General features: G+C 35.7%; 12 protein-coding genes, 1 pseudogene and 1 riboswitch. Of the genes and pseudogenes, 4 read left to right on the top strand and 9 right to left on the bottom strand.

Going from position 1 to position 13696, the window contains the following annotated elements; translation table 11 throughout:
- Positions 1-9: 9 nt before the first annotated feature.
- From DN410_RS24310 to DN410_RS24295, 4 genes and pseudogenes are all read right to left on the bottom strand, one after another.
- The gene (locus DN410_RS24310; protein WP_149178368.1) at positions 10-822 is read right to left on the bottom strand and encodes a GNAT family N-acetyltransferase; all 813 of its coding nucleotides are present in this window, start codon (positions 820-822) and stop codon (positions 10-12) included.
- Between the two features lie 56 nt (positions 823-878).
- Entirely contained in the window at positions 879-1709 is an 831-nt protein-coding gene (locus tag DN410_RS24305; protein ID WP_149178367.1) for a GNAT family N-acetyltransferase, read from the bottom strand.
- A gap of 227 nt (positions 1710-1936) precedes the next feature.
- A pseudogene (locus tag DN410_RS24300) lies at positions 1937-2101 on the bottom strand (low molecular weight phosphatase family protein); the annotation flags it as partial.
- A 109-nt stretch (positions 2102-2210) separates the two neighbouring features.
- On the bottom strand, positions 2211-2720 hold the full coding sequence (locus DN410_RS24295) for a DinB family protein (RefSeq protein WP_149178366.1): 510 nt from the start codon (positions 2718-2720) through the stop codon (positions 2211-2213).
- 794 nt (positions 2721-3514) lie between these two features.
- Here DN410_RS24295 and mle point away from each other — a divergent pair.
- Positions 3515-4369 (top strand): alpha/beta fold macrolide esterase, encoded by an 855-nt coding sequence (gene mle, locus DN410_RS24290; RefSeq protein ID WP_149178365.1) that lies wholly within the window; start codon positions 3515-3517, stop codon positions 4367-4369.
- Between the two features lie 344 nt (positions 4370-4713).
- Here the strand turns inward: mle and DN410_RS24285 are convergent, their stop codons facing one another.
- The 3 genes from DN410_RS24285 to DN410_RS24275 form a co-directional block, all read right to left on the bottom strand.
- Positions 4714-5856, bottom strand: a complete 1143-nt coding sequence (locus tag DN410_RS24285) for an MFS transporter (protein WP_149178364.1) — start codon at positions 5854-5856, stop codon at positions 4714-4716.
- 62 nt (positions 5857-5918) lie between these two features.
- On the bottom strand, positions 5919-6515 hold the full coding sequence (locus DN410_RS24280) for a TetR/AcrR family transcriptional regulator (protein ID WP_149178363.1): 597 nt from the start codon (positions 6513-6515) through the stop codon (positions 5919-5921).
- A gap of 282 nt (positions 6516-6797) precedes the next feature.
- Positions 6798-7562 (bottom strand): SDR family oxidoreductase, encoded by a 765-nt coding sequence (locus DN410_RS24275; protein ID WP_149178362.1) that lies wholly within the window; start codon positions 7560-7562, stop codon positions 6798-6800.
- Positions 7563-7729: 167 nt separating this feature from the next.
- On the opposite strand from DN410_RS24275, the gene DN410_RS24270 reads away from it, so the two are divergent.
- Positions 7730-8170 carry an Lrp/AsnC family transcriptional regulator gene (locus DN410_RS24270; protein ID WP_001178566.1) on the top strand — a complete coding sequence of 147 codons (441 nt, stop codon included), beginning with the start codon at positions 7730-7732 and terminating at the stop codon, positions 8168-8170.
- Positions 8171-8286: 116 nt separating this feature from the next.
- Here DN410_RS24270 and DN410_RS24265 read toward each other — a convergent pair whose 3' ends face one another.
- Positions 8287-9492, bottom strand: coding sequence for a M20 family metallopeptidase (locus DN410_RS24265; RefSeq protein ID WP_149178361.1), 1206 nt, complete (start codon positions 9490-9492; stop codon positions 8287-8289).
- Between the two features lie 88 nt (positions 9493-9580).
- Positions 9581-9682, bottom strand: a riboswitch (SAM riboswitch).
- A gap of 75 nt (positions 9683-9757) precedes the next feature.
- On the bottom strand, positions 9758-12067 hold the full coding sequence (locus tag DN410_RS24260; RefSeq protein ID WP_149178360.1) for an AAA domain-containing protein: 2310 nt from the start codon (positions 12065-12067) through the stop codon (positions 9758-9760).
- 111 nt (positions 12068-12178) lie between these two features.
- Here DN410_RS24260 and DN410_RS24255 point away from each other — a divergent pair, with 111 nt between their 5' ends.
- Positions 12179-12571: a VOC family protein gene (locus tag DN410_RS24255; RefSeq protein WP_149178359.1), complete on the top strand. Its 393-nt coding sequence runs from the start codon at positions 12179-12181 to the stop codon at positions 12569-12571.
- A gap of 287 nt (positions 12572-12858) precedes the next feature.
- Positions 12859-13326, top strand: coding sequence for a hypothetical protein (locus DN410_RS24245; protein WP_000412698.1), 468 nt, complete (start codon positions 12859-12861; stop codon positions 13324-13326).
- The last annotated feature ends 370 nt before the right edge of the window (positions 13327-13696 follow it).

The raw sequence follows: 13696 nt of genomic DNA, 5'->3' as shown, positions 1-13696 counted from the left end.
GTATGAATTTTAAGTCGTTAGATTTTTCACCATATGACAATAGGTTTCATATACTTGGAAACCTATTTTTCGTAAAATCGGATCTGAATGTCCTTTTCTTGCTTGGCAAGTCGCTAACGTAATACCTCTCTCCTTAGCAATCTGTAACCTTTTATATACTAGATTGGAATAAATCCTCTTGTGACGGTATTCTGGTAAAACTCCGGATCCATGCAAATATACAGTCGTACCATCGGAGCTATATCTAAAATTAGCGTATCCTACTGCTTTTTCTTCCTCATAACAGACAATATATCCAGACGTACCTTTACCTGCTTTTATGTAATCTTTTCTTTGCTTAAAGAGTTCTTCTTCTAAAGAAGGATCATAACCCCAAATTTTAGAACTGACTTGAACAAGTTGTCTAATCTGTTCATCTGTTTCTACTTCATCGTACGAAAACTTATGATTACATGATGGGATTTCAAAGGTAGTTAAAGATAGTGCGAGTCCAGTATATTCATCTATCGTTTGAAATCCCGATTGATTTAGTCGATTTATAAGCAGTGCATTTGTTGATGGAACCCACCATGAAAAAGATAATTCACCGTAAAATTGATATATCCTTTTCAGTGCTTCCTCTAAATTATTTTGAAACTTAAAACGCACTACTTTATTAGCATGTATACTATTTATTTTTGGATTCTTTATCATAACTAATTCTTTCGTGTTAATAAATTCTATATCACTAGAAATGAGTTCCGCTGAATAATCCCAATGATGAGATTCAATCGCTTCTGTAATCGTAATAGTATCCAATCCTTGTATCGGTATGTACTTCATAATATTCTCCTTTCTTAGGTGTACGAATTCAGAAAGCCACTTCTATATTCAACAAATTATTCAAATAGAAAATAATATCCTACATAATTAAAAACATTTGTAAACCCTACATTTTCCACAACTGCAACAGAAGGCTTGTTCAATTCCATACAGTCCCAATATGGAATAATGTCATTCTCCAAACAATCTTTCACCAAACTATGAGCTATCTTTTGAGCTAATTTTCTCCCTTGGTGCCCCTCTATTGTTTCAATATCTATACAGTGTATATTTTCAAATACAAACCCTGAAAAACAAACACTCACAATTAAATCGTCATAAACAATGCAATAACCGATTCCCTCATTGAAAAAACAATCCGGTGAAGACCAAAACTCTAAAATTTTTGATTGTAAAAAATCAATGTTCTTAAATGTATTATTATTATTTTCATAGAGAGCTTTACTCATTTTCAGCACAGTATATCCCTGTTCAAATTTGGGCTCATGATGATTTTCATAATCCTCTTTTCTTAGCGTATACACTCTTTGATTCCAACTCTTTAAGTTACGGTGCTGAAATATTCTTTCAATTGTTTTGTTCCACTTTGAATGATTACCAATTGCTTCAAAACAATTGAGTCCAACCTTCTTTGCTTCAGGTACTATCATTTTATCGATAAAATCATTTATTGCATTATTAAATTCTGTATTTTTGGCATCTCCAATAAAGAAGAAGCCATCATTATTACCTAACCAAATGAGTCCCGAATTAGGAGAAGTCACATTATCTACAAATATACGACCAGGATTCACTCCTGCAATTACAGCTTTGACTTCTAATTGACCGTGTTCATTTATTAAACCGCTACATTTATAAAAATCATTCTTGCTTAATTCAGAAATCATAAGTTAAACCACCTTTCTGAAACCACTCTATTCTAACTTTATCATTTTATCATTTTATCAGAATATTCTCTATTTATTTCGGTAGTTTTTGTAAATCAATGCAGTCTTGCTTATGTATAGTAAAAAAGAGCCAATCTCCTATGCAATAGAAGATTGGCTCTTTCCTTTATTTATAAAAATTGTTTCATACATTGAAACTCAGACCACTCTTTTTCCTATCGGATCATCACTTGTGAGGGTATAGTTGGGCACATATAACCCGTATAATTACAAAGAGTAACGACTAAATCAACACTATTTAAAATGTTTGCATCAATCATATCTGATGTTTGATTTGTTATATCGATATTCACTTCATTCATTGCTTTAATAGCATTTGGATTCACTCCATAATACACAAGCAGTTATGTATAAAAATTTGCATATTTTAGGCTATTTAATTGTATTCCTTATTTTGTTAAAGTTACCCGTTAGTTCAATTCCAAAGGCCTCAGCCGACGATTAACTCAAGTACCGATTTCGGATGACCCCCATGTGATGAAGTTCGTGTCCCGCGATGCCGTACGCGAGGGCGCGCGCCGTAATGCTTAGGTTGTTGGCTGTGCCCTTGCGGGTCCACGCCTCCGCCGGTAGCCCGCTCAGCAATGTGATCGTTGATTGCCGTACGGCCCGATAGTCTTCGGCCAATTGTGCGGTTGTCCAGCTTCCAAAAGGCGGCATGAACAATTCCTGATCGAAACCGGTCAGAGGCGTCTGGTCCCCTCTTGCGAACCGGAGCAGGCGGTAGGTCATGACGCGTTCCGCGTCTGCGATGTGGCCCACGACTTCTTTCAGCGTCCATTTTCCTTCCGCATACCGATACGCGGCCTGGCTTTCGGTCAACGATGCCAGGAGCTCGGTCATTTGCTTTTCCTGGGCGAGCAGAATGTCGATGATGTTACCTTCCGGCACCAAACGGATATATACGCCGGAGCTCCCGGCGTATTCTTCTTCTGACGGTCTTTGATTCATGCGTTGTCACCTCTTTATGGAGATATAGAAAATTATAGCATTCGTCTATGTCTAATAAATTCGCGAAATGATAGAACTTTCCTTCTAATAATTGAGGATAAGCAACTATTTAGTCGGTCGGTCGCCACACAATCCTGATCCGTTAGCACAATAAGCAATGCTAATCAATAATGCATAAAAATTAGATGTTATACAATATTTCGAAGTTATTAATATATAAAGGTAATACCTTCTTTTTTAATTTAAAGATGAATTTTCAATTATATTTTGAAATGAACCAGAGTAAAACACATTAGTCTAACTACTTTTTTATACAAGATTTTATGCAAAAAAGAATAGCGAAGATCCCTAGAATCCCCGCTATATCAATGATGTATAAAATCTTGTATAAGAGATAGATAGAAATAGAGACAAAAAATTTAGTAAAAACAAGGATTCTATGAAAAACTTGCTACCGATAATGATACGTTATGTTAATTAGGTTTGGATATTGTATACATCGTCTTTTCTTCAACTAAGAGTGCAAATTCATACAATAAGAATTATTTTTTAAATTATAAAATAAGAAAAAGTGAACCTATATTACTACTGATAGAGCTATGTTATAATCAAAATAAGGGTTTTACCCTTATTCCCTTTTTATAGGAGAGTGTTTAACATGATTATCAAGTTCATTCGTTTACGTTAATTTTAAAACACAATTCGTTATGCCCAACTTTTTTTTCAAAATATATGGGTTTATTTGATTGTGTCTTTTTTTATTAACAAAATACGAATGAAATGAGGAGTTAATCATGACTGAAAAGATTATTAAAATTAATGAAATTGATATATGTACAGAGAGCTTTGGCAATTCAGCAAATCCAACAGTCTTACTGATTATGGGAGCCATGTGTTCAATGGTTTATTGGGATGAGGAATTTTGTCAACAATTAGCTGATACAGGCCGATATGTTATTCGTTATGATAATAGAGATGTCGGACGGTCAACTACTTATGAGCCAGGGAGTTCCCACTATACTGTGGTAGATATGGCTGATGATGCGATTGGGGTACTCGATGCATATCATATTGACGAAGCACATATTGTTGGAATGTCATTGGGCGGAATGATTGCTCAAATTCTAGCTTTAAGGAACCCTCAGAGAGTTCTAAGTATAACTTTGATTGCATCAGGTATTTTTGGTTCTGAAGACAACAATCGAAATTTGCCTCCGATCGATGAGAAGATACTCGCTTACCATGCTAATGCGACCAAACTAAATTGGTCGCATGAAGAATCTGTTGCAAATTATTTGGTTGCAGGATCAGCTTTACTCTGTGGTTCAAAGCATAAATTCGATGAGAAGAGGGTTTATAAGCAAGTAGAAAAAGAAATAAAACGAGCAAATAACCTACTCAGTATGTTTAATCATTCCCTTCTTAAAGGCGATGATTCTTATGAGGGGAAGTTAAAAGGGATAAATACACCTACTTTGGTTATTCATGGTACAGAAGATACAGTACTTCCATACGAGCATGCTCTTGCTCTTGTTAATGAAATTTCGCATGCTTTGTTACTAACCCTAGAAGGATCAGGTCACGAGATTCACTGTGACGATTGGGATCATATAATCAACGCTATTTCGAACCATACTTCAGTCCTATAATCATTATAGAAATCGTATAAAACAAAAAACATTTGGAAAAAGGGTTACAATTGAATCTGTAACCCTTTTTTTCTATTAAAAATCAGTTTTGGAACTGTTACTTAGTTAAAGAATGTTAATGCTCAGTGATTGATATTTCCTTCCTATAACGAGAATTATGTAAATAAGCTGTCCATGTGGACCATGCCCATCAACTTAAGAAAAAGAAATGCCCCAAAACGAAAAAATGAGCGACTTCTCAGAATAACTATCTGTAGAGAAAGAAAATTTTAATTTAGGGGGATATGAAAATATTAGCTTGATGGTGATGTGGTGCTCCCCCATATAAAGAAATTTTAAACATCTTAATCTGCCTTTCCTTTATGTAAATATGGGAATAACGAAATTACCCCAAGGATAGCTAAACAAGCTCCAATCCATAGCGGAGATACAAAACCATATCCTTTACTGATCCCAAGACCACCTAGTGACGAACCAATAACAATACCTAGCGTAATAAAAGAACTATGAACGGTATTTATCATTATTCCATTACTAGCTGTTTTCATCACCCTCGCAACCATAGCTGGATTCAATGCTACACCAGTTAAACCAATAAAAATCGTAGAAATAACTGCAATGTATTTATTCTCTGCACTTAAAGCAAATAAAGACAATGCTATGATTAATATAATTAATCCACCCATAAGTATTTTCATTGTAAATTTATCAGCGAACTTGCCAATTATTATATTGCCAATTACCGTCGCACTACCATAGAGAGCAAGTAAATATGGGATACTTGCACTTGAAAAGCCTGTGACATTTGTAAAGATCGGAGTGAAATAACTAAATGCTGCAAACGTACCACCAATAATGAACATACTTGTTACGTACGCTGCCCAAAGATGAATATTCTTAAATCGCAGAAGTTCGTCTTTCCAATTTAATTGCTCTTTATTTGAAGATGATGGTAACAACCGTTGAATCATAATCCCTGATACTAGCACAAGAACAGAAACAGCCCCAAAACTAATACGCCAGCCAAAATATTGCGAAATAACGGTTGTTATAGGTAAACCTAATACAGTTGCGAACATTAAACCTGCAAGTACAATTGATGCAGCTTTTCCCCTTGAATCAGAGTGAACCAATGTTGCAGAAAAGGAAATCGCAACTCCAAAAGCTGAAGCTGAAGCAATACCAGTTATAATACGTGAAATCATCATAATATCATAGTTCCAAGCAATAGCTCCGAGCGATTGACCAATTAAAAATACGAAAATTAAAAACAATAATGCTTGTTTGCTGCGCATTCGTAAGAGGATTGCAGTTAAAATGGGGCCTCCTATTACCATTGCTCCTGCATAAGCTGAAATTAAATATCCAATAGATGATACAGAAACCTGGAATGCAAGAGCAAGTTCATTCATCATACCTGCAACCATAAATTCTGATGTAGTCATACAAAAGATTGCTAAAGCTAATAAATAAATAATCGATGGCATAAAAACACTCCTTATTCATTATTGTAATGACCGGTACAAAAATGGTGTAAAAAAAGAGCGCACTAAGCGCCACAAATAGACTCAATTGTTCCTTTGATAACTTGTTCAGACAACATCCGATTTTGCATCGATACATTAAGAACACGGAATCCGTAATAACTGCTTAAAAGTAGACTAGCTAATTCCTCAGCTGATTGCTTCTTTGAAATTTCACCTGTTTGCAATCCTTCCTCCATCACTGTTTCAATAGCTTGTTTAAGAAGTTCAACATGCTTCGAGAAAATTTCTTGTACCATTAAATCGTTTTTGGCACGTTCTATACTGGCATTAATCAATAAACATCCTTTTTGATCAATATTCTCAAAGTCTTCTTTCAATGCCCATTCAAAAAAATTACTTAATCGTTCTTTAACTGGAATTGGAGTATCTAACAATTTCTTTTGTTCCCTAATCCCAATTTCATGGTAGCGTTCTAATACTTGTTTATACAGTTCATGTTTACTACCGAAAGTATTGTATAAACTTCCTTTTCCAAGTCCTGTATCACTGCATAAATCTTGTGTAGAACACCCTTCATATCCTCTTAACCAAAATGTTTTCATTGCAACATCTACAATTGAGGAATAATCAAACTCTCGGGGTCTGCCGCGTTTATTCAATCGTATCCTCCTCTCATTTTAAAGATAACATTAATAGAATACTCTTTTTTGTACCGCATGGTCAATAATTTTGTTTTATTGTTACTGTAAAATAAAATTTGATTATTTTAGATTACGAATAATTAAAAATAGCTCCCTTATTCAAGTTTCCTAGCAAAAAAATCACGTTTTAATAGGTTTCTTTAGCACGCCTACCTTTCTATAAATTACCAGATATGAAACAAGGATCATTTCATAACTAGTAATTTACTTGATTAGCTTGATGGGTATTGAGTAGTGCCCCTACAAACAAAACCCACCAGAAACATCTAAAATCTGCCCTGTTACCCAGCGGCTATCAGAAGAAGCAAGGAATGCTACTGCATCTGCAATATCTTCAACTTGCCCTATTCGCCCGAAAACAGATGAATTCGTAGCAAAATTTCGTATTTCTGGATTATCTAGCAATTTCGCATTAATATCTGTCTTCGTATATCCAGGCATAATTGTATTCACTGTTATACCTCTTTCTCCGAGATGTTTAGCTAGAGGAAGTGTCATCGTATTTAGTGCACCTTTACTTAAACCATATGCAATAGACCCTGTAAAACCAAGTCTTACTTCAGCTGATGAAATGTTAATAACGCGCCCCTCTGCTCGTAGTAACGGTAATGTTTGCTGAATTAGGAAGAATGGTGCTTTAATATTTACAGACATAATTTCATCAAAAACTTCTTCTGTCGTATTTTCAATTGTTCCTTGTGTACCTATCCCTGCATTGTTTACTAAAATATCAATCTCTGATGTACCAATTCTTATGTGCAATTCATTCTTTAATTGTACTACTAACTTTTTGACACCATCAATTGAATTGAGATCAGCTTCAATTAAGAATGCCTTTCCTCCATTAGATTCAATCTCACTAATTGTTTCCTCTGCAGCTGCCTTATTTCGGCCGTAGTGAATCGCAACTAATGCACCGTCTTTTGCCAATCTCATCGCAATCGCCCGACCAATACCGCGACTCGCCCCTGTTACTAACGCTACTTTCCCATCAAGATTCTTCATTTTTTCCATCCTTCCTAAATTTCCGTTTGATGAATGCTATACTTATATTTTCATGCAAACACCAATAATTTTAAATATAGATTTATAGGTAATTTAGTTCATTCACTTATGATATTATAGTTATAATCTGTGATTTACTTAAAAAAATAAAATAAGGAGGCTACACAATGCAAAACGCAGTAAAACTGGATGAAATCGATCATAAAATTATGAACTTGTTGTATGAAAATGCGAGAATTTCTGTTTCAGAAATAGGACGAATTATATCCATGACGCAACCTGCTGTAAAAGAGCGTATAAATAAACTTGAAGATCAAGGAGTTATAGCAGCTTACCGAACGAAATTTGAGCCTTCCAAAATTAATAAAAACATTCAAGCATTTATCATGTTTAAAACGAGCCAATGCTCTGATTTTATCCAATTTTGTAATGCCGCTCCTGAAGTAACTGATTTATATCGAATTAGCGGGGAATTTAATTATATGATGAAGGTCATGAGCGATTCGATGGATTCTCTCGCTACATTTTTAGACTCTTTAATGCAATTCGGATTATCGTCTCCTTTAATTGTTTTAAAGAGTGAGTTTGAGGAGAAATTGTCGTTCTGATAAAGGAATAAGAGAATTGGCATCTCAATGTGAAAATGAACACTTTATTTAAATCAATAGGCATCAGATTTACTCAAAAAAGAAAAGGGAGTGGATCCCCCACTCCCTTTAACCATCTACCCCTGATTCCTCTGCGCCTCCTTAAACTCCTCCTTCACCTTCTCTAACAACCCTTCTTCTGTAATTAATCGATACGCTGTATTCGCTAATGCTTTTGCCGATGTAATTAATGCTTTATCTCCTAGTTCTGAACGCGCTGCTTCTCTAAATTCATTCGTATGCGCAATTAAGTCATCTGGGCCGATTTTAATGTACGGATGAATGGTCGGTACGACTTGGCTTACGTTTCCTGCGTCTGTTGAACCAATGCCCACTCTTTCTTTACGGTTTACGTCTTCACCTTGTAATTCTAATTCTTCTGCTACGACGTCGTTATATGTTTTTGTTACGAGTAGTTCATCGATTTCATTTTGGAATTGATGAATTTTTACTTTCGTACCTGTTGCTAATGCTGCTCCCTGTGCGATATTTCTTACTTTTTCTGTTACTTCCGCACATCTTTTTCTCGTTGCTGCGCGGATGAAGAATCTTGCTGCGGCGTAGTCAGGAATAATGTTAGGTGCTTTTCCGCCCTCTGTAATAACACCATGAATTCTTACATCTGACGGAAGTTGTTGGCGAAGTGCGTTAATACTGTTGTACAGCTGAATCACCGCATCTAATGCATTAATCCCTTCTTCTGGTGAAGCTGCGGCGTGAGCTGTTTTTCCGTAAAAATGAAAATCAAGTGGATCGACTGCTAGTGATGGACTCGTTGTCGCTGTTTTTCCGCTCGGATGAATCATAAGCGCCGCATCAATATTTTTAAATAAACCTGCTTTTACATAGCTCGCTTTCGCACTACCGTTTGGTCCTCCTTCTTCAGCCGGTGTTCCGAATACGACAACTTCCCCGCCGATTTCTTCAAGCGTTTCTGATAATGCAATTGCTGCCGCTACGCTAATTGTCCCAATTAAATTGTGACCACACGCATGGCCGATTCCTGGTAAAGCGTCATACTCCGCTAAAAATGCGATAACTGGCCCTTGTTTTCCTGAGCTTTTTCGCGCGATAAATCCTGTTTCATGTCCAGCAATATTGTGCTGCAATTGGAATCCTGCACTTCCTAGCAATAAACTTAACGTTCTTGATGCGTAAAACTCTTGATTACCAATCTCCGGATTCGCATGAATATTATGACTCGTTTCTATGTACTTTTCCTTATTTCTTTCTATACTCTCTTCAATTGTTTTTCTTTGTGACGTTACTCCAGTCGCTCCCATTTTTCTTCCTCCTTTTATTTTCACGTAAAAAAGCCTCTTTCTAAAAGATAGAAAGAGGCTTCTGCATATACAGTCAAAATGAGCTTCTTTCTTATCTTTCAAGTTACCTTGCTGGAATTGGCACAGTATTCATAAAGAATCCGCTGCCGAGGTCTCGTAGGGCCAGTCCCTCCACCTCTCGTGATAAGAATTTTCATAAAATTATATTAAATTATTTTCATTCTAAGTTCATTCCAAGCAAAAGTCAAGGAATTCCTATCCGAATTTACCGAATATCTAAAAATCCTTTTAATACACCGATTGTTTCTGGTGCTTGCAGTCTTGCACATACGTACGGAAATTCCGTACTACCTTCAAACATCATTTGAGATGTGAGCGGTGCGCCTGCCCAGAAGATTTCATCATCAATTACGATAAACGGGAATGCTTTATTTTGTCTTTGTAACTTTACATTCTTCAATGGAACTGGTCCATCACTATACACTGTTATTTGCGCATTTGTACGCATTAACGCTTGCCATACTCGTTTATCCACTTGCTTTGTGCTTGGAAGTGAAATAACGATTTTTCGTTTCGCAGATAAAATATCTTTCAATAACCCTTTCGGTTCTTCAAGATTCATTTCCATAAACCAGCGTAATCGTTTCGAGATTTTCCGTTCCCACAATTGTCTTGATGTCGTGCGATCATACACATCTCCGTGACGTTCTATATGAGCTGTTAATTGTGACAACGCTTGTTTTCTCGATAAGTTTTTACGCATGTAGTGGCAATCTGATAATTGAATGAACTTCCCTCTCGCTCTCGTTACTGCTACATTAACGAGACGATGGTTTTTATGGTCAAAGAATAACACGCCAGGTCGTTCTTGCGGATAACTATCCACCGTATCAAAGATCATCATATCTCTTTCAGAACCTTGGAACTTATGAACTGTCGCCGCTAAAACTGGTATGTGTCGATACTTCGTTTTCTGCAACATTTCTCTAATACACGTTGATAAAAAACGAGACTGTGCTCTGTAAGGTGTAACGACACCGATCGATTGAACACCGTCTAACAGTCCGATTAACATCATTTGCATCGCTACTAAACCAGACATAATATTAAAACGAGAACCAGAAGCAGCGTCTTTTAATGAAAATGCTCCCATTAAACTCGTATCAAATAAAACACTTGCTTCATTTGCGAACGGCTGCAATCGCGCAAGTTCTTTCCGTTCTGAAACTGACGGATGATCGTATACTCTATTTTTATAAATAAATGAGTTTGTAAACTTAGATATATCCGCATGCATACGTCTTTGTTCCTGCAACATAAAAAGGTTCGGATGTGCTTCTGATTTATTAACAGACTCAACAATCCCGGCATGGTAAAACATATCTTCGCCAAGCCATTTGCGAACGAGTTCATGGTTTGCCATCGCAATTGGAGGTAACTGTAAAAAGTCACCACAAACGACAATACGTTTTCCAAGTGAAGCAGCTAATGCGATTTGTGGAACGAACGCCATACTCACTTCATCTACGACAACTAAATCAAATGTACGCTCATAAATAAGCGCATCAATAGCACATTTCGATAAAGTCGCGCCGATTACTTTCGCATTTTCAATGTATTCTTTTTCTACTTCTTTAATTTTTGCTTTCTGCTTTCGAAGATCACTTTCAATCTCTTGTATACGCTTCTTATCAGCAGACGTCGCTTTATATGATAAAATCTTTTCACGAAGCTCTTGGCGTGTTTCTTCTAAATAAAGTCTTTCTTCTCCCCATGATCCGTTCGTCGTTTCTACTAACTTCGACGCAAGTAACGTTTCATGATTTCGTATATGTTCATGTTGACTATAACCGTAACGAACAATTTCACCAGGCGTCCATTTCTTTTTCTTTTCAATTTGCTTCGTTACTTCACTCATTAATACGTCAACAGCTGCGTTACTATGAGCTAACACAAGTACCGATTTCCCTTTTTGATAATGAGCCGAAATAATACGTGATAAATTGTAAGACTTCCCTGTTCCAGGTGGTCCCCACACGTACGTTGTCGGATTGTAAAATGAACGATACGCCAATTCATTTTTCGTATTTTTCATTTTTTCAAGATGCTTCGGACTACTCGTCCCGTCTACTAAACGTTTAATTCTTTGACGTCTTTGCTTATCTTGACGCGCTTCTTTTAATCGCTCTTGCAGCTGTTCAAGCAATTGCCACGGTTCACTATATAAAACCGCTTCTCGTATTTCACCTTGTATATAATCATTTAATTTCAGTTCAATTTCTAATCCATGTACAGATAATACTTCCCCTGTCGCTTCCTCACCATCGAACTCAATTCGAATTGGTGAACCTTCAGGTAAGCTTACTTCCGAAATAAGCTGAAATACGTATACTGTATTCTCATAATCTGTATATAAAAAACGACCGTTCATGATAGAAATCTTACTACCACCTATCGTTTTCCAATGTTTAATTTCATACGCTAATGCATAATGCCACTCTTTCATCGTTTCCGATAATGAAGGAGTTTGAGTAGGTGTATTCATCGTATAATCTCCTTCCTTCTCCCCAAACATACTTTCTCACTATACCATATAACGCCCTAAAAATTGTAACAATTATATCTTGCTTATTTTCTTAATTTTCAATATTATTTTATATATAATTTTCAGAAAGAAGGAATCTACATGCCAGTTAGAAGGATTGAACACGTAGGACTTATGGTCGCAAACTTAGAAACATCCATCTCATTTTATGAAGAAGTAGTCGGCTTACAGCTCATTAAGCGAATGGGGCACCCGAATCCAGACTTAAAACTCGCTTTTTTAGGTGTGGAAGAATCAAAAGAGACGATACTCGAATTAATTGAAGGCTACAACTCTTCCCTTCCGGCAGAAGGAAAAGTACATCACATTTGCTTTAAAGTAGATTCGTTAGAAGATGAAATTAAAAGACTACAGAAACACGGCGTAACCTTTTTACTAGGAGAAGAAATCGAAACATTACCAGATGGAACACGTTACATATTCTTCGCTGGTCCTGATGGAGAGTGGATTGAGTTTTTTGAGACGGAGAGATAGAAAAAAATCAGAATTTTGGCCCTTATACTACTTCCAATCCTTTATGCAATCCTAATAAATAATTGGAAGATAAAAGAAGTTTCCGTTTTCGTTGGAAGAATTCTATTAAATATAATCTTTTTCATAAATAGAATATTAACAAAAAAACAAACAGTGAAAAGGTTGAAGGAACCAGCAACAAAGAAAAAAGTGTTACCTACAAAGAATAAATTGCACCATTCCCAATTTACGGAAAATTTGATATACTATTTTCATAAATTGAATATTTTACATTTTAGGAGGATAAAATGGAGAAAAAAACAGATTTTTCTTTGTCACTTTTGTTTTTTTGGATTAAAGGATTTGTTTCAGTTGATTCAAGATTTGTAAAAGTATCCACCGGAAACACTATATTAGGGTTTATTCCTGCTGGAAAAGATAATCAAAACATTCCTTTAAAAAATATTAGTTCTACAATGATTTCTTCTCAGTATAGAATAAAACCCATTATATTAGGATTGATTATTCTTCTTTTTTCCTTTAATACCATAGGAAGTAACTTTATATTCGGACTTATTTTACTATTAATCGGAATTGGTATTTTAGGTAGTGGTTTGCAAAATGTATTGATTATTCAAAGGGCAGGATCGGATTATATTTTTTCAGTACCATTCTTTGAAAAAGCTAAATTGGAAATTATTCAAGATTGTATTGCTGAAGCCTTAGCTTATGATACGGATAAAACTGATTTAAATTTATTTTTTGATAAAAAATAAAAAAGGCGATAGATTAATCTGTACCCTATAGAATAGATTTTTTTAAGTGTCTATTCTATAGGGTACATTTTAATTCTCTCCTATTCTTGTCTTAATGGGGTAGCGCCACACATCCATCAACTTAAGGTATATTTTTATACAAAATGCGGTCTTTCCATATAGTTTTTTATTATCTTTTATAGATTTTATAAAAGTGGGCATATCAAATAAACCCTGACGGGCCTCAATTTTTTTACTATGCTACCTGATGAGTAGAAGTGGTATACTCATAAACAACACCCAAAATATCAAAGACTGTCTTTTTCTCATATCGATGAGATTTTCGTCCGTTGTGCTGTAGGAGGTTAAACAGACGAAGGAGAACCTTTGA

Origin of the sequence: Bacillus sp. SH5-2, from assembly GCF_008368905.1 — a bacterium.
In the GTDB taxonomy this organism is placed as follows: domain Bacteria; phylum Bacillota; class Bacilli; order Bacillales; family Bacillaceae_G; genus Bacillus_A; species Bacillus_A luti.
This window is presented reverse-complemented; position numbering and strand designations above follow the sequence as displayed.